Origin of the sequence: Chryseobacterium culicis, from assembly GCF_002979755.1 — a bacterium.
GTDB lineage: Bacteria > Bacteroidota > Bacteroidia > Flavobacteriales > Weeksellaceae > Chryseobacterium > Chryseobacterium culicis_A.
On the sequence record NZ_PCPP01000003.1, the window covers coordinates 150,575 to 173,472 of the forward strand.

A 22,898-nucleotide genomic window follows, 5' to 3' on the forward strand; every position below is an offset into this window, starting at 1 on the left:
TCCCGTTTTATTTTATACAAAGGCTGTATCACATCCTGCTAAGCTCCTGCTTTTGATTTTAAAGCCTCTATTGCATTTTCTTTTAGTCCAAAAGTATTAGTCAGTATTTCATACAACTGCATATCATTTTCTATCGATATGGATTCTTTTTCACCATGATCAGAACGGATGTTCAACACATGGTCTGTATATGTATAGCGGACATTCTCATCTACTTTTGAAAGGATCAGTTTGTTCTTAAAATGAGAATCCGGATGAGTAGATAAATACCAGTTAGAGATCTCAAGATCAATGGGCTCTACATGCTCAAGAATGAAGCGATATACCGGAAACCATTGTTCTTTTAACATCCAGAGGGTGTAGGTTTCTTCTTGATGGGAAACTTTAAATATTCCATTGGGAGTTTTCTGCTGTTTTTCTTCATTTAAAAGAATCGGTGCCGTAAGTGTAGCCGTTCCAAATCCGCAATCTATGATATACTTTTCTCCTTCAAAATCAACAATAAGTAACAAATGGGTTTGCGCAGCAACACTGTCTTCCTGTCTGCCCCATACCACCCTTCCCAACTGAAGCTTTACGTTGAATCCTAAATATTTTAAAACTTCACTTAAAAGCAGATTTTGTTCGTAGCAATATCCACCGCGAGATTCTATAACCAGTTTTTTGAAAATATCATCTAAATTCAGAGAAGGAACCTTTCCTGTATAAGAATCAATATTCTCAAAAGGAATATACTTAGGATGAAGCTGATGTATTTTTTTCAACACCTCCATATTCAACTCCGGAATTCCGGTAAAATGAATCCGTTCAAAATATTTTTCCAGGTCTACTATATTCATAATTTGTTTTTTTGTTTCAAAAGTGAGCAAAACTGTTTCTGTAAAATTATTGAATAGATTAACCCAAAGCAGTAGACATGTTCAGAATAGAGCAAATCTATTGTTAATGAAAATCTTTTTTCGATGCTAAATCAACTCCATCTTTCCTTTTTTTCTGAAAAGCAGAATACGTAATCACTACACTGGCAGCCATTAAAATAAATGCTAAAAAGAAAGGTGCTCCGGAAAACTTGAATGGTGCTTCATCGTGGGTAAAATAGTAAAACAGATTCGTCATCATCGGAGGCCCGATAATAGAGGTAGCACTCATCAAACTTGTCAATGCTCCCTGAAGCTCTCCCTGTTCATTGGAAGGAACACTTTTTGTGATAACAGACTGTAAAGCAGGTCCGCAGATTCCTCCTAAACAATAAGGCACCAAAAACACAAACATCATCCAGCCTTCTGATGCAAAAGCAAACAACAACATTCCTACCGCATAGAAAGCCAATCCGTAATAAATACTTTTCTGTTCCCCCAGTCTTGGTGTTGTCCACCGGATAAGACCACCTTGTACAAGGCCTACCAATAATCCTACAACTCCTAATGAGATTCCCACCATTCTTTCCGTCCAGCCGAACTTATACATCGTAAAGAAACTCCAGTTACTTTGTACAGCATGACCTGCAATATAAATTAATATTAATGAAACGATCATTCCGGAAATTTCAGGGTGCTTCCCTAAAAACTTAAATGAACCTATAGGATTGGCTCGCTTCCAGTCAAATTCTCTTCTTTTATCTTTATCCAAACTTTCAGGAAGGATGAAATACCCATAAAGGAAATTAAGCAAACACAGACCTGCTGCAGCATAGAAAGGAACTCTGGCACCATAATGTCCAAGAACTCCACCCAGAACAGGTCCTATAATAAATCCAAGTCCAAAAGCTGCCCCTATCAGTCCAAAATTCTTGGCTCTGTCTTCATCAGTGGAAATATCTGCGATATAGGCACTGGCCGTTGTGACACTAGCGCCCGTAATTCCGGCAATAACCCTTCCTAAAAACAGCCACCAGATGGTAGGAGCTAAGGCAAGGAAGATATAATCTACTGCAAATCCAAAGAGAGAGATCAGAATAACGGGTCTTCGTCCGTATTTATCACTCAGGTTTCCAACAAGCGGAGAGAAAATAAATTGGGTAAATGCATAGGCAAATCCCAGCCAGCCACCATATTTTGCAGCTTCGCTGATATCTGCATGAATGAGTTCCTCAATCAATTTAGGAACAACAGGAATGATGATTCCCCATCCTGTAATATCTATCAGTAAAGTAATAAATATGAAGCCTATAGCTGCTTTTTTCTTTGAATTTTCCATGATGGTGCAAAATTAATCAAATCTGGAAAATAATGATTCTAAATTGCATCGTATTAAAGAAGTATAATAGTAAAAGTAAGCCCATATATTTGATAAGAACAAAATACCTGCTTCAAACTCATTGCTGAAGCAGGTAATTATCAATTAGAAACCACATGTATTAATTGCTGTTCAGCTTTGTATAGAGCACTCTGTTGGTGATGATACATTTGATCAGACAGCTTTGTTTTAAAGTTACCTTAACCACATTACTGTATTGATAAGCCGTTGTATTTCCGTTCAGTACAGATCTCACTCCTCTACGGTAATAGGTGGACTGGGTAACTGGCGGAGCATCATAGGCTGCAGATGTTGCATTCGTAATATTCGAGAATGTTATATTATCTATGGAACTTTGCCACTGATATTCTGCAGCACCACTCACCTGTGCAGCAGCAGTCTGGCTAAATGCTGCAGGATCATTACTGATATCCATACACACGGTCTGGTCTGCGGCAATAGTCCCGGGAACATTTACGGAGTTTACAAAAAGTCGACCAGCAGTAGAGATTGCCTGGAAGGAGCATGTATGAAAACTGGAGTTGGCCACCACTCTGTATTGATTATTATTAAAACCTACCGGAACATTGTTAATGGTTAGGGTTGATGAAGTAACATTCGCATAGTTTGGTCCATTGGTCAGATTGGTCCATGTACTTCCGATAAGAACCTGCCACTGGTAGGTTATAGTATCCGGTGTTTCATCTGTAGGTGTATTATTAATCACAGCAGTCATCGTTGTAGATCCGCCAACAGCTACCGTTTTATCAGTAGGCTGAGACAGAAAGGTCATCGGGGCAAGATAATACTCAGAAAGGATATTGTACACCCTCATTTGGCTGAATGAGAATCCAATGCCTATAGCTTCACCAAAAGCAAGCTGTACTTCATCCCAGGCTGCCGTAGGAATTACTTTAATGATTCTTCGTTCCTGGTTATCACCAAAATCAAAGAAAAAATGTCCGTTAATCCCTGTACGATAGACCTCCTGTCCATTGTTATAGAAAACAAAGTTTCCACCGTTAAAACTTGGGTTAAAATTGAATCCATCTGAGGCAAAGTCAATATAAACCGGCTTATTTGCCTGAAAATCTGCTCCACTGGTTCCTACTCCTACATACATACTGCAGAAAAGGCCAGCGCCTGTACCCGGCTTCAAAGAGGCAAATGAATTGACATCAGTATCCGTCATATTATTAGGATTAGCCGCTTCCTTTCCCAATCTGAAACAAAGAAAACCACCATCACTTGAACTTGAAGTATTAGTATCCAATATTCTCCCACATCCGCCATTGGGAAGGGTTACCATCTCCTGAGATGTCATTTTACCTGATACCAGAAGACCTATTGCTATAAGCACATACTGCAATATTAAATTTGTTTTCATCATCAATAATTTTTTAAAGTTAATTATACACGGAGAATACTCATCCCTGGATAAGGATGATAATAATGACTGCATGTCATTTCAAACTATTTGATTACAAATACAATATTGACAAAAGAGCAGGACGTTGCCGTTCCCACCACATCATATTTCAATATGCCGTTGGTATCAATACTTACACTGCTTAATACGGTATTGTCAAAATCGGTTACATAATAATAGAGATCTGAGGCATTGGCAAAGAAAGGTATTGCACCCGGAGCTCCCGTACTTGAGACTTTTGGGGTAGAAAACTGTGTCTTATAAAGCTGGAACAAGTCTTTTGTTCTTCCCGTCCCTAAAGCAGATGTATCAATACTGATGGACGGCATATAGAAGAATTTAACAATATTACCGCTGATCGGAATCCAGTTGGGACTGGAAGGTGTTCCGATATTCTGGGTTAATGCCTGCCGTTGGAGATCATAAACCAGCAAACCGTTTGCTGGAGCGGCTATTGTTGACAGATTGGAAATTCTTGGGATCAGTACCCCTTTAGTGGTATTGGTAACATCTAATGCTGCGCTTTTATCAGGATCAGGAATCCCAATGCCTACCTGTGCGTAAAGGAAACTGCCAGCACATAATGCCGCAGCAACGAATAATTTTTCTGCTTTCATTTTTGTTTTTGTTTTATGTAAATATAAAATAATTTACTACATAAAACTCTTATTTTTTAACAATTTTTAAACAGAATGGTAATTTTGATATAAACTCAAAAATATCCTTTATTATTCAATGATTACACATAATCAAATTATTCTCTAAAATTAGACTTAATGTATATAATTCTAATTTATTGAAATTTTAAAAATCAACTTTCAATAAAAAAAATAACAAAAATAAAATGAAAAAATACCAATAACTAATTACCAATAGAAAAGAGATAAAATAATTAAAAACTCAATAAAAATTCAACCATTAAAACAGAAACATACAAATAGTTATAGTGAGATATCAAAAAAGAAAATGGAGCAATAAAAAAAGACCGTTTCAAAAGAAACGGTCTTTACTAATTTATTGTAGTTTGTATTACTTTGAAGCTAGCTCTTCTTTTGCAGAAGTAGACTTTCCATGTACCTCTTCTTCTTTTCCTGTTTTCAGGAAGTCGTAAGCAATTGCAGACGCAACAAAGATAGATGAGTAAGTACCGAATCCAATACCAATTAACATTGCAAACATGAATCCTCTCAGGTTATCACCACCGAAAATAAAGATCGCAAGGATCACCAAAATCGTAGTAAATGAGGTGTTGAATGTTCTACCCAATGTACTTGAAATAGAGTCATCAAAAAGACCTGCTAATGTTAAAGATTTTTTCTCTCTCAGGTATTCTCTAATTCTGTCGAAGATAATTACCGTATCGTTGATTGAGTATCCTAATACCGTAAGAATCGCAGCGATGAAATCCTGATTGATCTCCATGTTGAATGGCATATATTTGTGAAGCAATGAATACGCTCCTAAAATAATTACCGCATCGTGGAATAGAGCAGCAACCGCTCCAAGAGAGAACTGCCATTTTCTAAATCTTACCAAGATATAGACAAAGATCATTGCTAATGCAGCCAATACCGCATAGATACCGTGAGTCTGAATATCATCAGCAACAGAAGGTCCTACTTTCTCAGAAGAAACAATTCCTGCGTGGTCTTTATCAGCAGATTTGAAATCTTTCAATGTAGTTCCTGCCGGTAAGTTTGATTTTAAACCTTCAAATAATTTCTGTTCAATAATCTGGTCAGCTTTTAAAGATTCATCCTCGATAAGGTAATCCGTAGAAATCTTTAATTGCTTATTGTTTCCGAAAGTTTTAGCTTCTACAGAAGAGTTTTTACCATCTTCCGTTTTGAATAATGCGACTAATTTGTCTTCAACATCTTCAGCTTTTACATCTTTATCAAATCTTACCACATAGTTTCTACCACCAGTAAAGTCGATACCGTATTTGAAACCGTGAGTTGCAATTGAAATAACACAAATAACTGTAAGAACAGCAGAAACAATGTATGCATATTTTCTCTTTCCAATGAAATCAATCCAGGTATTTCTGAATAAGTTCTTCGTAGCCGGAGTCCAAACAGAAAGTCCTTTTCCTTTATTTAATCTTGAGAAGATCATTACTCTTGAAAGCAATACGGACGTAAACAAGGTCATTAAAATACCGATCATTAACGTCAGTGCAAAACCTTTGATAGGTCCAGTTCCGAAGAAGAACAATACAACCGCCGTTAAGAATGTTGTCGTGTGACCGTCAATAATCGCATTCAATGCATGTTTGAAACCATCTTTGTAAGCTTCAAGAATACTTTTTCCTGCAAATAATTCTTCTTTAGTTCTTTCATAAATGATAACGTTCGTATCGACCGCTACTGCCATCGTAAGAACGATACCAGCGATACCTGGAAGCGTAAGGGTAAAGTCACCCGAATCCATAATACCGAAAATATAGAATAAGTTGATTACCATTGCAATTACAGCGTAAACACCAGCTCCACCGTAGTAGAAAATGATATAAACAATAATAATCGCGAATGCAATAATAAACGACATTAAACCAGAGTCAATAGCCTCCTGTCCTAAAGATGGACCTACAACGGTAGCCTGAACTACTTTTGCTCCTGCAGGCAGTTTACCAGCCCCTAAAACATCTACTAATTCTTTAGCTTCTTCCTGAGAGAAGTTACCAGAGATCTGAGTTCTACCGTTAGGGATAGCATTTACAACGTTTGGAGCAGTGTATACTCTGTTATCAAGAGTTACTGCAACAGGTTTCCCTACGTTTTTCTCCGTTAATGTTTTCCATTCTTTTGCTCCTTTGGAGTCCATTTGCATATCTACCACTACTCTGCTTAGTTCGTCGTAGCTGATATTTGCAGTTTCTACAGCACCGTCTACCGGAGCTTTTTGGTTAATGTTACCTCTGATGGCATACAATACTAAGCTTTCAGCATCTGTAGCTTCAGGTTTGTAACCCCACATGAACTGTGTATATTTAATGTTAGCCGGACGTAAAGACTGCCCTACTTTGCTGTTTAAAATTTTATTTACAACTGCAGTATCAGATAATTTTACGTTAGCAACACCATTCGTTCTTAATTTGTCAAGCTGTAAAAGGCTCATGAAGTTCACATTCTTTGCTACTCCCATAGAATCTCCTTTTGCAGCAACCATAGTGGTCAATGTTTGGAAATAAGGTGCAATTTCAGGAACCTGCTGCACTTCCCAGAACTGAAGTTTTGCGGAAGTCTGAAGCATTTTCTTCACTTTGTCGATATCCTTCATACCAGGCATCTCCACAGAAATTCTTGCCGTACCAGGTACTCTTTGAACGTTTGGCTGGATGGCTCCAAGCTTATCAATTCTCGTTCTGATAACCTCAAAAGCTGTTCCTACAGACGCATCAATTTTTCTTTTAACAATGCTTTTCACCTGTTCATCAGGAGTGTTGTACTTCACCTCAGTAAGGGTTGTGTTTCCGAAAATTTCCGGATCTGCCAACTTAAGGTTTGTTCCTTTAGCTTTGTTAATTACATCGAACTGTTCGAAGAAATTGTCGATGTAAGGTCTTGTAGAATTCTTCTGTGCTTCATCAGTTTTGTTTAAAGCCTCAATCAGAACAGGATTTGTAGAATAATTGGTTAAATCATTCACAAGATCTCTTTGGTTAATCTCCAAAAGAACGTTGATCCCTCCTTTCAAGTCAAGACCAAGTTTCATTTCCTTGTCTTTGGCTTTAGTGTAATAAAGTTTTGTGAATCCTAAATTCAAAGTATCCTTAGAAAGTCTTGCGATTTCTTTCTGATACTTCTCCGGATTGTCTCCTGCAATAGCAGTTGCCTGCTTTTCAATTTTGCTGGCGTACCATGTTGGTAATAGCTCGTTTAAGCAAATCAACCCTAGTACAATAGCGACAATTGTAATAAGTCCTTTTCCTTGCATTTTGTTATAACTACGTTAAATTAAGTCGGCAAATATAATGATTTTCTTGTATTTTATGAATTTTTAACAACAGAAATGGTTTATTTCCAGATATATTGGTATTGTGATTTCTATTTAAGATTTAACAATTTTTTCATGCTATCATAATGAAGTTTTCAAAATATGATTGGTATAAAATTTTCATTCATTCCATCAACACACTAACTATCACAATATTATGAGAAAACTACTTTTTTGCATCAGTACTTTTTCTTCCTTAATTGTTAATTCTCAAAGCCTTAATTTGGAAGAATTTGCCACGGGACTTACCAGTCCTGTAGAGATTACGAACGCCAATGACAGCCGACTTTTTGTTGTACAACAGAATGGTATCATTAAAATTATTCAACCCAATGGGACAATTAATGCCATAAATTTCCTGAATATCGGAACGAAAATTATTTTTGGTGGCGAAAGAGGCCTTCTTGGTCTTGCATTTCATCCTCAATATCCTGCTAACGGATATTTTTTTGTGTATTATAATAATCCTTCAGGAAATATTATCGTCGCGAGGTACAGTGTAAGTTCAGCAGATCCCAATGTTGCCGATCCCAATTCAGAAAAAATCCTTCTGAATATTCCCAAACCATTCGACAATCACAACGGAGGAAGCATTCATTTTGCTCCTGACGGAAAACTATGGATCATCACCGGAGACGGAGGAAGTGGTGGCGACCCCAACAATAATGCTCAAAACAAAAATGTTCTGCTTGGAAAAATGCTGAGAATAGATGTGGATGCTACCGGTCCTTACAATATTCCTCCTGACAATCCTTTTGCCGGAGCCGGAGTAGCTGGTGCCGATGAAATATGGGCATATGGCCTCAGAAATGCATGGAAATTCTCCTTTGATCTGACCACCGGAAATGCTATGATTGCCGATGTAGGACAAGGAGCTATTGAGGAAATCAACAAAATGCCGATTACTCAGGCTGGCCTAAACTATGGATGGCGCTGTTATGAAGGAAATAATTCTTACAATCCAACAGGATGCGCTGCGCAGTCTACCATGACCTTTCCTATTGCAGTTTATGATCATTCCGGAGGAAAATGTTCTATAACGGGCGGTTATGTCTACAGAGGAACTCAATATCCTTCACTTCAGGGAAAATATTTCTTCGCGGACTACTGTTCTACCCAAATTGGAATATTGGATAGCAATAATGCCATCACCTGGACGACTCCTTATTCCGGAAATAACTTTTCTACTTTCGGAGAAGACTATCAAAAAGGATTATATGTAGCTGCCGTGAACAGTGGAAAAATCTTTAAAATATCAACGGGTACTCTGGCTACTCAGGAAAATACGTTAGCCAGCATTAAAATCTATCCTAATCCTGCTTCAAAAGAGATTTTTATTGAAGGTATGAAAGATAAAAAAGCAACCTTGGAAATCATCAGTGCGGAAGGAAGAAAAATACTGGAAACCAATCAGATTACGAATGGTAAAAGTATTAATATCTCACATATCCCTGCCGGAGTATATTATATCAATCTAAAATCCGGAGAACTGAAGTCTTACAGTCAGAAATTGATTATTAAATAAAGAGCCCCTTAGCGGAAAAAGCTTCGACTTCGCTCAGCAGACAGTAAATCAATTAGCCCCTGTGTAGGTAACAGGCTCTTCAAATAAAATTGTAAAGTCAATAAAAAAGCGGTTCAGATCTGAACCGCTTTTGTTTTATATTGTCATTGAGAAAATTCTTGTTTCCGGCTTATTCCTCATCATTCTTAGGTCAAAAACCATTGCCACATTTCTTGTGAATGCTCTCCCGGCTTCTGTAATTTTAACTTCAGTTCCGTTGATCTCAACCAATCCGTCATTTTCCATTTCTTTCAACATTTCCAGTGCATTTTCAAGCTCAGGGAAAGAGTTGTTTATATCAAAAGTGGTTTCAAGCTGACACATCAGATTCAGAATATGTCTTCTTACGATCAGATCTTCTTTACTCAGAACGTGTCCTTTTACAACAGGAATTTCACCTTCTTCAACCATCTTCTGATATTCTTCCACAGTTTTTACATTCTGTGCAAAAGCATACCATGAATCTGATATCGCAGACATACCAAGCCCTACCATCAGCTGGGTTTTGCTTGAAGTATAGCCCATGAAATTTCTGTGAAGTTTTCTATGAATCAAAGACTGGTACAGATCATCATGTTCAAGAGAGAAATGATCCATCCCTACTTCAATATATCCTAAATCCTGAAGAAGTTTTTTACCATCTTCATACAAACGGCGTTTTTCTTCACCACTTGGCAGGTCATTTTCATCAAAACCTCTCTGTCCCACTCCTTTTACCCATGGAACGTGTGCATAAGAATAGAAAGCTAATCTATCAGGTTTCAATTCCATCGTTTTTCTGATGGTGTATTCCATAGCCTCCCAATTCTGGTGTGGCAATCCGAAAACCAGATCATGGCTGATTCCTCTATACCCGATTTCCTTGGCCCATTCAGTAACATTTTTTACGTTTTCAAAAGGCTGGATTCTGTTGATTGCTTTCTGAACTTTAGGATCATAATCCTGAACCCCAAAACTTACTCTTCTGAAACCAAGATCATACAACGTCTGAAGATGTTCTTTTGTGGTATTGTTAGGATGTCCTTCAAAAGAAAATTCCGGGTGTTCTGCAATATCTACTGTTGAGAAGATTCCTTCTAACAATGTTCTTAAGTTTTCAGGAGAGAAAAACGTAGGAGTACCGCCTCCCAAATGCAATTCTTTCAGTTTGGGTCTTTCGTTGAAAAGATTAAGATATAATTTCCATTCTTTTAAAACACTTTCCAGATAAGGAACTTCAACACTATGTTGTTTTGTAATACGCTTATGGCATGCACAGAACGTACACAAAGCCTCACAGAAAGGTAAATGGATATAAATAGAAATCCCCTCCTCTGCATTGCTCTCATGAAAAGACCTGATTACGGTTTCCTTCCATTTTTCCGGTGAAAATGTTGATTCATCCCAATATGGAACGGTAGGATAAGAAGTGTAACGCGGTCCGGGAATATTATACTTATCTATTAAAGAGTTCATTTTGAAAATTAAAATTTAATAAGGGTATGAAATTTTACCTCATTAAAATTTCATCTTACAAAATTAACCATTAGTTATGAATTTTAACCTATGAATTATATTAGGTTCTATTTTATAATGAGTCTAAATACGTATGATCAGGCTTTTGCCCAATAGTGATAAATTCTATCTCTGCTATTTAAAATTTTAATTTCATAACGGCAATTTTATTATTTCCGGCAAGAACAACCTTGTTACCATCAATCCATTGGCAGACAAAGAAGCCTTTCTCATCAGAAATTTTCTTCCATGTTTTCCCAAAATCGGAGGAATAGCTGATATGCCTGTCTCCCACTGCAACAATCTCTTTCCCTTTGGAACCCGGTTTTATTTTCACACAGGTTGTATATCCTGCATTCTGCCCTGAAGCCTGAATCTGCCAGGTTTCACCACCGTCATTCGTGGTGGCAATATTATTGATATTGGCATCTTGCTTTGTATAATCACCTCCTGCAGCAATCCCGAAATGGTCATCAAAAAAGTCAATAGAATACATTCCCTGTGAAGACTCTCCCTGAATAAAAGGGGTATTGAAAACTTCTATTTTTTCATCTTTCAGATTCATTCTTAAGATTCTTGAAGCCTTTCCTCCCGTTGCAATCCATAGATATTTTTTAGTGGAAGAAATATTGGTATTGCTTGCTGCAAACGCGGCTTCTCCTTCATTTAAAGAAACATTATTTTTAAGCATACTCCACTTCCTGTCTCTAAATACAGCCAACTTCAGCACATTGTCTTTATCAGCATCACTAAAGGTATAGGCAAGCTTATCATTCACAAAATGTAGAGCATCATAAAAAGCTGTTTTTGCGGTATCTTTAAAAACAACCTGATACTTCAGATCTTTTTTGTCAATCTTAAAAAAAAGTCCGGGACTTTCAATATTGATGGCGTAAAAGTGAGTGTTATTCTGTCCTAATGTCCTAAACTGAAGCTTTTCTTCAGCTAGTTTTATCTGCTTCTGATTTTTATAGTCTTTAAGATCTACAAACCCAAATTTGGAGTCTGTACCACTGTACCAAACTTTATGATCATACAACTCAAGCGCTCTGATACTGATTTTATCAGTAAGAATTGTTTCAAGGCTTTCCACCTGTTGGGAAAACGCAGTAAGTCCTATGGACAGAAATAAAAGGGTGAAAATATTTTTCATATTATAATATTTGGGACAAAAAAAACCGCCGAAGCGGTTTATATTATTATTAATCTTGGTTCTGATATTTTTCAGGATTGTTCAATTTACTATTTGATTTTCCGTAAAGGAAATATACTAAACCTCCTAAGAACAACCATACTGCAGAAAGTTCCAATGCATGAGCACTTAGGTTAAAGATCAAGTAAATATTGATGAATACACCCAATGCTACTACTATTTTATAAGCAGGAACTTTGAAAGGTCTGATCAAATTAGGTTCTTTTTTTCTCATTACCCAAACAGCAATACAAACCAGTGTAAACGCAAACAGGGTTCCAAAACTTGTCATATCTGCCAATGTCGAAATCGGTGTAAATGCAGCGATCAATGCCACTACAACTCCTAGCAAAATGATCCCTTTATAAGGGGTTTTTGTTTTTGGATGAAGATCACCAAAGAATCTAGGAATCAATCCGTCTTTTGCCATTCCGATGAATATTCTTGACTGTCCCATCATCATTACCATTACTACAGAAATTAATCCAACAGTAGCTGCAATTGTGACAACGTTACTCGCCCAGTGTTTTCCGGCAATTTCGAAAGCATACGCTACAGGTGCTTTGATAGCATCAGGATATTTTCCTTCCGGGTTAAAGTCTGTATAATGCATCATCCCCGTCAATACAAGAGATACGCAGATATACAAAGCCGTACATACTAATAATGAAGCAATAATCGCGAAAGGAACATCTTTTTTAGGATTAATAGCCTCTCCAGCCTGTGTAGAAACAGCATCAAAACCAATATAAGCAAAGAAAATAGCGGCTGCTCCGGAAATAATACCTTTAATACCATAAGCGGATACCATATCTCCTTCAGAGTTTTTAATCTGTATTGGATCTGGAATAAAAGGCTTCCAGTTTTTAACACCATCTACAGCGTTATAAAGATCAGTATTAGAGAAAATAATATACACCCCAGCGATGATTACAAAAATAACAGCTGAAGTTTTCATTAATACGATCAGGTTATTAGCGCCAGCAGCTTCTTTAGTTCCCTTTACCAATAATGCTGTAATTAAAAGAACAAGAATGAATGCAGGCAGGTTCATTGAAAAACCATCTCCCGTATAACTTGAGGGATCTGATGTCAGATAGGCAGGTAAATGAATATTAAAAATTTTCAAAAACTTGTTAAAATATCCGGACCAACTCACGGAAACTGCCATACTTGCCATGGCATACTCGAGGATGAGACACCACCCCATGGCCCATGCAAAAATTTCTCCTACAGTTCCGTACGCATAAGCATAAGCTGAACCTTCTACAGGAATAATGGATGCGAACTCTGCATAACATAGTGCAGCAAAAACGCAGGCAATACCTGCAATGATAAAGGAAATTGCAAGTGCTGGTCCTGCATGATAATAGGCTCCCGTTCCCGTAAGAACAAAGATTCCACCACCGATGATAGCACCCACTCCAATTGCTGTTAAACTCCATTTTCCAAGGACTTTTTTCAGCTCACTTTTCTTCATATCTGCCTCATAGGCACTTAGTGGCTTTTTAACCCAAATTTTCGACATGTTTTTTTATTTATTAAGGATTTACGAAAATATAAAAAATTTAGGAACTCCCACGTTTATCGTTAAACTTTCCTCATTTATTTTACATTAAAGGTTTAAAAACCTGAGCAACACATTATATAATCCATTTTAAAAAGTCCATATTTTTGCTTATTTTTGATTGCATGAATTTATATGATCTTTTTGTAAAGCCTTATGAAAGCTATGATTCTTTACAAATTACGTTGGAAGCATCAGGTACAATTTTCGGAATACTGAGCGTATTTTTTTCCATAAAGAAAAATATATGGGTATATCCTACCGGCATTATTTCAACGCTGATCTATGTATACCTTCTTTTCAATGCCGGGCTGCTAGGAGACTGTATGATTAACTTCTATTATACCGTCATGAGTATTTATGGCTGGGTTCTATGGGCCAAAAATTCCGAAGATCATATTCATGTGGATGTCACCTGGGCTGCTAAAAAGGAATGGTTCTATGCTGCCCTGCTTTTTATACTGAGTCTGGCACTTGTTACTCTTGTTTATTATTACAAACCTTATATTGATAATCAATTTTCTATGGAAGGAACCAGTCTCGGATTGTATCATCTGGACTGGGCCAATTGGATGGATGTTGTCACCACATCAATATTTTTAGTAGGAATGTGGTTGATGGCCAAACAGCGCATTGAGAGCTGGATTTTCTGGATTATCGGAGATATTATTTGTATTCCTATGATGATTTTTAAGGGACTTGGAATCACTTCGGTGCAATATTTGGTATTTACTATAATGGCTATCTTAGGATACCTTAATTGGAAAAAAAGTTTTAAAGAAAAAAAAATACAATAAAGTCATGAAAAATTTATTTAAAATAGCAGTCAGTATTTTTGCTATTGCCAGTTTAACATCTTGTTTAGCATATACCGACGGATACGGAAGCAATAATGGAGGTTATGGTTATGGTGATCCTTACTATAACAACGGGTATTACTATGCTCCTTCAGGATACTACGGAAACGGTGGATATTGGGGCAATGACGGCTATTATTACAGAAACAACGTTAATTATTACTATGATAATGGCATTCCATATTATTATGACAATTATAATAACTCCAGAAGAAAAGTCTATGTAGAAAGAAGATCTTCATCTTCTTCAAGACCTCAAAACGGATTCCAGAATACACGTACCACGAATAGTAACGGTTCATATAATAATAGCGGAGGATTCAATAATAATAGAAACTCCAACAGCAACAGTGGATTCAGAAACCAAAATAGTGGTTCTCAAAACAATCAGGGTAATCAGAATAACAGCGGATTCAGAAACTCCAACAGTAACAGCGGATTCAGAAATCAAAGCAGCGGTAATCAGAGCAACCAGGGAAGCCAGAATAACAGTGGTTTCAGAAATTCTGGAAGCAGCAGCAGCAGGTCAGAATCTTCCGGTGGTGGATTCAGAAACAGTTCGAGCAGCCAAAGCAGCAGTTCCAGCAGACAGCAAAGCAGTGGCGGAGGCTTTAGATAAAACGATTATAAATAACAAAACGAACAGTTAACACTGTTCGTTTTTCATTTTAAATATAGTAATTTTGCTGCTTCATTTAACAAAAAAATATGGAATTTTATAAATATCAGGGAACAGGAAATGATTTTGTAATGGTAGACAACCGTGATCTGCAGTTTACTAAAGATAAAGGCATTATTGAAAAATTATGTGACAGACGCTTCGGAATTGGTGCTGACGGTCTTATTCTATTGGAAAACGATCCTGACTATGATTTCAAAATGGTGTACTACAATTCTGACGGAGGAGAAAGCACCATGTGTGGAAACGGAGGAAGATGTCTTGTTGCTTTTGCTTTTTTCCTGGACATCTTTGAAGATAAATGCAAATTCATTGCAACAGACGGTGAACATGAAGCTGAAATCCATAACGGGATCATTAAATTAAAAATGATCAATGTAGATACCGTTTCACATGACGGAAATGACTTCGTTCTGAATACCGGATCTCCTCATTATGTAAAATATGTAGAAAATCTGAAAGATTATCACGTGTATGACGAAGGATATGGCATCAGAAATTCTGAAAAATATAAAGAAAAAGGAATCAATGTGAACTTTGTAGAAAAAATTTCCGATAATGAGATTTTTGTAAGAACCTATGAACGAGGCGTTGAGGACGAAACTTACAGTTGTGGAACCGGAGTTACAGCTTCTGCTTTAACTTTTCTGCAAAAACATAATCTAACCTCTGTAAAAGTTAAAACTTTAGGCGGAAATCTTAAAGTATATGCTGAAAAAAGCGGTGACGCATTCCAGAATATTTGGCTGGAAGGTCCAGCAAAGCAAGTTTTTAGAGGTAAGAGTGATCTTCTTTAAAAACAAAAACTTTTAATCAACATTTATAAGAATGAAAAAAGCAATTCTCATTGTCATTCTGCTGATTTTTGTAGTCGCAGGATTTTTTGGTTTGAGATTTTATAATAAATATTTAGGGAATAATGTAGAAAAGGACGGCTATGTTCTGATTCCTCACAGAGCAGGCTTTAAACAGATCCTAGACTCTATTGCTCCTTATATTAAAGACAGAGAATCTTTTGAAGCGGTAGCTAAAGAGAAAGGTCTTGATACCAATTTTAAAGCAGGGCGTTATCATATCGAAAGAGGAACAGGCAACAAGAACCTTGTCAATATGATCAAAGCAGGTAACCAAGCCGCAAATTCTTACAGAATCGGTGATTTTGGGGACATGTATCAAATGATCGGTAAGGTGACTAAAAAAACAGAAATTGATTCACTGCATTTTGTGAATGATCTGGATGCCGTTGCACAGGAGAAAGGCTATAAAAATGTTGAAGATTTAAAAAAATACTTTTTCATTGATACTTATAATTTTTTCTGGACTGTAAGCCCAAGAGAATTTTTTGCAAAGTTCGAGAATCAGTATAATGATTTCTGGACGACTGAAAGAAAAAACAAAGAACAGCAGTCTGGCCTTACAAGAGATCAGATTTATGCCATGGCTTCTATTGTTTATAAGGAATCCGGAGGAAAAAAGGATGAAATGAAAACGATTGCCGGATTATATTTAAACCGTTACAGAAAAGGAATGAAACTTCAGTCTGATCCTACGGTAATCTATGCAATCAATAAGCAGACTAATTTTAAAGAACCTATAAAAAGGGTATTATATAAGCATTTATCTACACCATCACCTTATAACACCTATGCCAATGCTGGGATTCCTCCGGGACCTATCTGTGTAGTGGATAAAAATTCAATAGATGCTGTTTTAAATGCTGAAAACAACAATTATATATTTATGTGTGCTGATCCGGCAAGATTTGGATACCATAAGTTTACAGCAAGTGCAGAAGAACACGCTGTGAACGCAAAAGCTTACCAGAACTGGCTCAACTCAAAAAATATAAAATAAGTTTAGAAAGCACCTCAAAATTTATACAGTTAGAAAAAACATAAAACCATAATGTTTTGAAGATCAAATTGATATGGATATTCAAAATATTAAGGGTTATTCTTTCACGATCTTATACAAAAAAATAACCTATGAAGAATAAGACAGAAATTGTCAATATTTTCACCAGAAAAACGTTAGGACTTACATTAGTACTTTCAGCGGCAGCGATGGCTTTTGCACAGGAGAAAGCTGGAGTTTCAGGAATCATTGTCAACAAAAAAAATCAGCCGGTTCCTTACGCTTCTGTAACTTTCAGTAATAAAGCGAACAAAACATTAAGTGATGCTGTACTGACTGATGAAAAGGGACAGTATCAGCTTCAGCTTATGCCGGGAGATTATGATATTACCGTAGAAGCGATTGATTACAAAAAAAGTGTAGTCAGTAAAAATATTGCTACAGCAGGGAATATCGGCGCGCTATCTATTGAAGCAGAGCCTACCTCAACTGTGGATGGTAAAACAAAGGAAATACAAGGTGTTGTTATTACCGCTTCAGCAGCCAAACCTTATAAAGTAGAACTTGACAAAAAAACATATGATCCTTCACAGGACATCGTGAGCAAAGGAGGAAACCTTCAGGATGTTTTGACCAATGTTCCTTCAGTTTCTGTAGATACAGACGGAACCGTTTCTATGAGAGGAAGTACCAATGTAAAATTTCTGATCAACGGTAAACCTTCTGCCCTATTGGGAATTGATGATGGAGCCAATGCATTGCAAAGTATTCCTGCTGATCAGATTGAAAGAATTGAGGTAATTACCAACCCTTCTTCTAAATTTGAAGCGAGTGGAACATCCGGTATTCTGAACATCATCCTTAAAAAGAGCAAAAAAGTTGGATTTAATGGAAGCGTGGTAGGATCGTTAGGATATTTTCCAAGAACGTCTCTTAATACCAACCTAAGCTGGAGAAAAAACAACTGGACCTGGTTTCTGAACGGTGGTGGTGGCTACACAGAAAATAAAACCAAGAATAATTCGGAAACGACTTATCATAATCTTACATTCCCTAAAATCCTTCCTTTTCAGCAGCCGAATGATGTCCTTGCACATCAGCTGCAGAACTCAACCAATAAAACATATAATAAAAATTATAATGTAAGTGCAGGTTTTGTACATGACTTATCTGATAAGACGTCAATCAATTTCACAGGATTGGTGAGAACATTTGAAGGAGACGGGAATGAACTTCTGGATACTTATGACAGCTTTTACAGGTTCTTCAGAGATTCCCCGGATCCAAGCACTATTGCAGGGCAATGGAATTTATTAAACCCTACCGGAAGAAGAGATTCTAAAAGTGTATTCAATAATCTTGCTTTCCAGGGAGATTTGGGATTGGATCACAAATTTGATGATAAAGGACAGAATTTAGCCGTATCATTGAGCTTGCAAAAGAACAGAAGTAATAATAATGCAGACATTCTTGAAACGTATGACCTTCGTCCTGACGTGCAAGATGTTACACGAAGACATTCGTCAAGCAAAACAATTATTGGTAAAGCTGATTATGAACTACCTATAGGAGAAAAATCAAAGCTTGAAGCAGGATACAGATTGGATGTCAATGATAATACGTATGATAACTTTGTAAGCAGTACTTCCAACAATCCTTATATTCCTAGTTATAACAATAATACTGACTATAAGGAAGTTTTCAATGCTTTCTATTTGCAGTTTAAAAGTAAAATCGGAGAAAAATTTGCTTATCAGCTGGGGTTAAGAGATGAGATTTCAAATGTCAGCATCAATTATATCAATCAAAATCCTAATGATAAAAGGATTGATAAAACTAAAAACTACAATAATTTATTTCCGAGTGTATTCTTAAGCTATGATGTTTCTAAAAACAATCAGATTTTGCTTAATTATTCCCGCAGAATAGACAGACCAAGATCATTCTTCATGGTTCCTTTCCCGAATTACAGCAACAGCCAGAATATTTTTGAAGGAAACATAGATTTGAATCCATCATATGTAGATTCATTTGAAGTAGGATATAATATTACAAGAAAAAAGTTTACCATTAATCCTACCCTATACTACAGACATGCTACTGATGATACTAAAATGTTAGTCTACAGACCTGATGAAAGCCTGGGAGTATTCTATACGAAACCTATCAATTTAGGAAGTGATGATCGTTACGGTTTGGATCTGAACTTCACCTACGATCCTTTCGCCTGGTTGAAAATAATGGGAAGTCTTGACATGTTCGGATATAAAACCAGCGGAATTGCTTATTATGATGCTATTGATAAAAATAAGCAGCAGCAAACCCGTAATATGGATTTTACAGGAAACGGCTTTTCTACCAGAGCACGTCTGAATACAACATTTAGGCTTGACAAAACGTTAAGCGTACAATTGCAAGGATTCTATAGAGGAGCACAGAAATCAGCCAACCAAAATACTCAGGATATGTATGCGCTGAACCTTGGTGCTTCTAAAACAATCTGGAAAGGAGACGGAACAATTTCCTTCAATATTCAGGATATATTCAACACAAGAAGCAGAGAAGTATTCAGTTTCAACGAGGATTATACACGAAGAAACTATATGCAATGGCAGCCAAGACAGTTTGCTATATCATTAACTTACAGATTCAAGCAGGGAGAGAAAATTGAACAGCCTAAAAAGAAAAAGGATATCAATTCCAATGCAGCAGGAGACGACCAGCAAGGCGGTCCAATGTAATACAACAAAAAATCCCGAAAGTAACTTTCGGGATTTTTTTTATTCCTGTTATTTTACAGGTTCTGCTTTCGAGTATTTTTCTTTTTCAGCTTCGTAGATTCTTCTTCTCAGATCACTGGTGGAAAACCTATGGTCTCTTTTGTTGTAAAAAAGCTCAATTCCTTTTTCTTCACAGTATTTTTTACCTGTAAAATCTCTGTCCATATAATCATCTCCGATAATTCTTACATCAATTACAAATGATTTAAGAATATCCAAAAGATCTTCTTCTGTATAATAAGGAATGATCTCATCTACAGCATTCACTGCTTTCAGTTGAATATATCTTTCAACAATAGTCTGGCTTGGCTTATTTTTGTTAGGACGATCGTGTGACGGGTCGATTTGAAGCCCTACGATTAAATAATCACATACCGTTTTAGCTTCTTCAAGCATTTTGATGTGACCTGCGTGTAATAAGTCAAATGATGAAAATGTAATACCTATTCTCTGTGTCTTCATACTAATTGTAAATTAAAGCTCCGCTGAAATACATGTTCTTAAAAAAATAAAACACTGAATATTCAGGGAAGGTGTTTTGTAATTTGTTTTATGATCGTTTAAATTATTATTTCATATGACATTACTATTTCTCAATACGTAAGTCTATGAATTTCTACTGTTCAAATATTTCTGCCATTCCCAAACGGTTCTTAAAGATTCTTCCAGAGACGTTTCAGACTTCCAGTTGAGTTCTTTCTCCGCTTTTTCAGGATTGGCATATGCGATAGTAATATCCCCTTCTCTTCTGGCGCAGATCTGATAAGGTACTTCTACATTATTGGCCTTTTCAAATGCCTTTACCACTTCCAGCACAGATGAACCATTTCCTGTTCCCAGATTGTAGGTATCTATCACAGCATCCGTTGATGGATCTTCCATCAGTTTTTTTAATGCTGCAACATGTGCCTTCGCCAGGTCTACAACATAGATATAATCACGAACGGCCGTTCCGTCCTCTGTAGCATAATCATCACCCCAGATGTTCAGTTTTTCACGCACACCCGAAGCCGTCTGCATCACATAAGGCACTAAATTATTAGGAATCCCGATTGGTAATTCCCCCAGTTTTCCGGAAGGATGCGCTCCGATGGGATTAAAATATCTTAATAATGATATTTTACTTTGATAGGCTTTGGCAAAATCAATCAGAATCTGTTCTCCCATTTGCTTTGTTTTCCCATATACACTTTCAGGTACTTTTAACGGAGTATTTTCATTTATTGGCATTTCATCTGCCTGTCCGTATACTGTACAGGATGAACTGAAAATAAAATTAGAAATCTCTCTTTCCTTAAATTCCTTAAGGATATTAATCAAAGAGAACAAATTATTCTCATAATAGTCCACAGGCTTTACCTGACTCTCTCCTACCGCTTTGGAAGCTGCAAAATTGATACATCCATCAATCTGATGAGCATCAAAAACCTGAGTAAGAAGTTCTTTTCTTCTCAAATCAAAAGGATAAAAAACCGGCTTCTTACCTGTAATTTCCTCGATATTTTTTAAAATAAACCTTTCCGAATTGGATAAATCATCTATAATAACTACTTCAAAGCCGTTATTAAGAAGTTCTACTACGGTATGAGAACCAATATATCCAAGGCCTCCGGTAACAAGTATTGCCATTTTTATTTTTTAATCTTCGCGTTTTCCTATATTTTCTATTTCGTTAGCATCTTTATATCTGTTCACCTTAAACATGTTTACAATCAGTAAACTCAATATCAATACAATTAAAAATTTAAAGGTAAAATGCCCTACAACATAATATCCATTCAAAAATCCAAGTAATAAAGGATAACCTAAATTCATTATGGATAAAAATAAACTAAGATTTAGGAACAAAATAGCTTTATCATATTTTTCAGCTAAATTGACAAATGCAAATGAATTAATAACTAACGATATACCTACAAATAATGTTTTAAATAAACTAAAATCATTAAATATATCAAGAATCAAAAAAGCTGATATTATAAAAAGTAATAAGCTTGTGATTACTGCTAAATAGTATACCAACTTATACTTAAATATCTTTTTTTTCATTATTTCATAAACTCAAGCACTGCATCCGTAATATACTTCAGCTGTTCTTCGTCTAATTCTGTATGCATTGGCAACGAAATTACCTGATCCAAAAGTTTGTCTGTATTCACAAAATCGGCATCATTACTTTCCTGATAGTAAGCTTTTTGTTTTCTTAATGCTACCGGATAGTAGATCATTGCAGGAATTTCTTTTTCCGTCAAAAACTTCTGAAGCTCATTACGTTTTCCGTTCAGAATTCTTAAAGTATACTGGTGGAATACGTGCGTAGAATTTTCTGCTCTTTTTGGAGTAAGAATATTTGGATTTCCTTCAAATGCTTCATCATAAAAGTCTGCAGCTCTTCTTCTTGCTTCGTTGTAAGAATCCAGGTGAGGAAGTTTTTTTCTTAAAACCGCAGCCTGAATGCTATCCAAACGGGAGTTTACTCCTACCTCATCATGGTAATATCTTTCATACATACCATGGTTAACGATCCCTCTCAAACGGTGAGCAAGCTCATCATTATTGGTAAAAATAGCACCTCCGTCTCCGTAGCATCCAAGATTCTTTGAAGGGAAGAAAGATGTTGTTCCTACCGTAGACATTGTTCCTGCCTGCTTTACGGTTCCATCAGAGAATGTATATTCTGAACCGATTGCCTGAGCGTTGTCTTCGATAACATATAAGTTGTGCTCTTCAGCAATTTTCAAAATCTCTTCCATATTGGCACACTGTCCGAAAATATGTACAGGAATAATTGCTTTTGTTCTTGGTGTAATTGCTTTTTTAATCTGTTCTGTAGAAATCGTGAATGTATCATAATCCACATCTACTAATACAGATTTTAATTTAAGCAGGTGAATTACTTCTACTGTTGCAGCAAAAGTAAAATCAGCTGTAATAATTTCGTCTCCTTCTTTCAGATCTAAAGCCATCAGGGCAATCTGTAATGCATCTGTACCATTGGCACATGGAATCACATGTTTTACTTCTAAATAAGACTCCAATTCATTCTGGAAAGACTTTACTTCAGGACCGTTAATAAATGCCGCAGAATCCATTACATTCAACACTGCATTGTCTACATCATTCTTTATTTTGTAATACTGACTTTGCAAGTCAACCATCTGAATTTTTTTCATATAATAAATATTTCTGTAAAAATAAGGAATTTAATATCCTATCAAAAATTTTATTGATTTTGTTTTTATCTTTAT

18 protein-coding genes are annotated in these 22,898 nt (G+C 36.3%); 6 read left to right on the plus strand and 12 right to left on the minus strand.

All coding sequences use genetic code 11. The annotated features are described in order from the left end of the window. Positions 1-38 precede the first annotated feature (38 nt). From CQ022_RS17260 to secD, 5 genes are all read right to left on the minus strand, one after another. Positions 39-839 carry an arylamine N-acetyltransferase family protein gene (locus tag CQ022_RS17260; RefSeq protein WP_105683553.1) on the minus strand — a complete coding sequence of 267 codons (801 nt, stop codon included), beginning with the start codon at positions 837-839 and terminating at the stop codon, positions 39-41. Positions 840-942: 103 nt separating this feature from the next. Beyond that, a complete protein-coding gene (locus CQ022_RS17265) occupies positions 943-2,196 on the minus strand; it encodes a TCR/Tet family MFS transporter (protein WP_105683554.1) in 1,254 nt (417 codons plus the stop codon). 160 nt (positions 2,197-2,356) lie between these two features. Next, positions 2,357-3,622, minus strand: coding sequence for a hypothetical protein (locus CQ022_RS17270; protein ID WP_105683555.1), 1,266 nt, complete (start codon positions 3,620-3,622; stop codon positions 2,357-2,359). Between the two features lie 86 nt (positions 3,623-3,708). Next, a complete protein-coding gene (locus CQ022_RS17275) occupies positions 3,709-4,281 on the minus strand; it encodes a hypothetical protein (RefSeq protein WP_105683556.1) in 573 nt (190 codons plus the stop codon). Positions 4,282-4,693: 412 nt separating this feature from the next. Continuing rightward, positions 4,694-7,603: a protein translocase subunit SecD gene (secD, locus tag CQ022_RS17280; RefSeq protein ID WP_105683557.1), complete on the minus strand. Its 2,910-nt coding sequence runs from the start codon at positions 7,601-7,603 to the stop codon at positions 4,694-4,696. Between the two features lie 217 nt (positions 7,604-7,820). Between secD and CQ022_RS17285 the strand changes: the two genes are divergently transcribed. Beyond that, positions 7,821-9,188, plus strand: coding sequence for a PQQ-dependent sugar dehydrogenase (locus CQ022_RS17285; protein ID WP_105683558.1), 1,368 nt, complete (start codon positions 7,821-7,823; stop codon positions 9,186-9,188). Between the two features lie 135 nt (positions 9,189-9,323). On the opposite strand, the gene hemN is transcribed toward CQ022_RS17285, so the two are convergent. The 3 genes from hemN to CQ022_RS17300 form a co-directional block, all read right to left on the minus strand. Further along, positions 9,324-10,682, minus strand: coding sequence for an oxygen-independent coproporphyrinogen III oxidase (gene hemN / locus CQ022_RS17290; RefSeq protein ID WP_105683559.1), 1,359 nt, complete (start codon positions 10,680-10,682; stop codon positions 9,324-9,326). A 178-nt stretch (positions 10,683-10,860) separates the two neighbouring features. Next, the gene (locus tag CQ022_RS17295; RefSeq protein WP_105683560.1) at positions 10,861-11,874 is read right to left on the minus strand and encodes a WD40/YVTN/BNR-like repeat-containing protein; all 1,014 of its coding nucleotides are present in this window, start codon (positions 11,872-11,874) and stop codon (positions 10,861-10,863) included. 49 nt (positions 11,875-11,923) lie between these two features. After that, on the minus strand, positions 11,924-13,441 hold the full coding sequence (locus CQ022_RS17300; RefSeq protein ID WP_105683561.1) for an amino acid permease: 1,518 nt from the start codon (positions 13,439-13,441) through the stop codon (positions 11,924-11,926). A 164-nt stretch (positions 13,442-13,605) separates the two neighbouring features. Here CQ022_RS17300 and pnuC point away from each other — a divergent pair, with 164 nt between their 5' ends. The 5 genes from pnuC (at position 13,606) to CQ022_RS17325 (ending at position 19,611) form a co-directional block, all read left to right on the plus strand. Further along, complete coding sequence (gene pnuC / locus CQ022_RS17305) at positions 13,606-14,277, plus strand: nicotinamide riboside transporter PnuC (protein ID WP_105683562.1); 672 nt, start codon at positions 13,606-13,608, stop codon at positions 14,275-14,277. A 4-nt stretch (positions 14,278-14,281) separates the two neighbouring features. Then, positions 14,282-14,956 (plus strand): hypothetical protein, encoded by a 675-nt coding sequence (locus CQ022_RS17310; protein ID WP_105683563.1) that lies wholly within the window; start codon positions 14,282-14,284, stop codon positions 14,954-14,956. Between the two features lie 89 nt (positions 14,957-15,045). Then, positions 15,046-15,813 (plus strand): diaminopimelate epimerase, encoded by a 768-nt coding sequence (gene dapF, locus CQ022_RS17315; protein ID WP_105683564.1) that lies wholly within the window; start codon positions 15,046-15,048, stop codon positions 15,811-15,813. Positions 15,814-15,844: 31 nt separating this feature from the next. Then, positions 15,845-16,870: an endolytic transglycosylase MltG gene (mltG, locus tag CQ022_RS17320; protein ID WP_105683565.1), complete on the plus strand. Its 1,026-nt coding sequence runs from the start codon at positions 15,845-15,847 to the stop codon at positions 16,868-16,870. 131 nt (positions 16,871-17,001) lie between these two features. Beyond that, entirely contained in the window at positions 17,002-19,611 is a 2,610-nt protein-coding gene (locus CQ022_RS17325; protein WP_105683566.1) for a TonB-dependent receptor, read from the plus strand. Between the two features lie 48 nt (positions 19,612-19,659). Here the strand turns inward: CQ022_RS17325 and CQ022_RS17330 are convergent, their stop codons facing one another. The 4 genes from CQ022_RS17330 to CQ022_RS17345 all read right to left on the minus strand — a co-directional run bounded on the left by CQ022_RS17330 (position 19,660) and on the right by CQ022_RS17345 (position 22,823). Then, positions 19,660-20,112 (minus strand): adenylyltransferase/cytidyltransferase family protein, encoded by a 453-nt coding sequence (locus CQ022_RS17330; protein WP_105683567.1) that lies wholly within the window; start codon positions 20,110-20,112, stop codon positions 19,660-19,662. A gap of 144 nt (positions 20,113-20,256) precedes the next feature. After that, positions 20,257-21,279 (minus strand): UDP-glucose 4-epimerase GalE, encoded by a 1,023-nt coding sequence (gene galE / locus CQ022_RS17335; protein ID WP_105683568.1) that lies wholly within the window; start codon positions 21,277-21,279, stop codon positions 20,257-20,259. Between the two features lie 9 nt (positions 21,280-21,288). Next, entirely contained in the window at positions 21,289-21,699 is a 411-nt protein-coding gene (locus CQ022_RS17340) for a hypothetical protein (RefSeq protein WP_105683569.1), read from the minus strand. After that, positions 21,699-22,823 carry a DegT/DnrJ/EryC1/StrS family aminotransferase gene (locus CQ022_RS17345; protein WP_105683570.1) on the minus strand — a complete coding sequence of 375 codons (1,125 nt, stop codon included), beginning with the start codon at positions 22,821-22,823 and terminating at the stop codon, positions 21,699-21,701. The genes CQ022_RS17340 and CQ022_RS17345 overlap by 1 nt, the downstream gene beginning before the upstream one ends. Between the last annotated feature and the right edge of the window lie 75 nt (positions 22,824-22,898).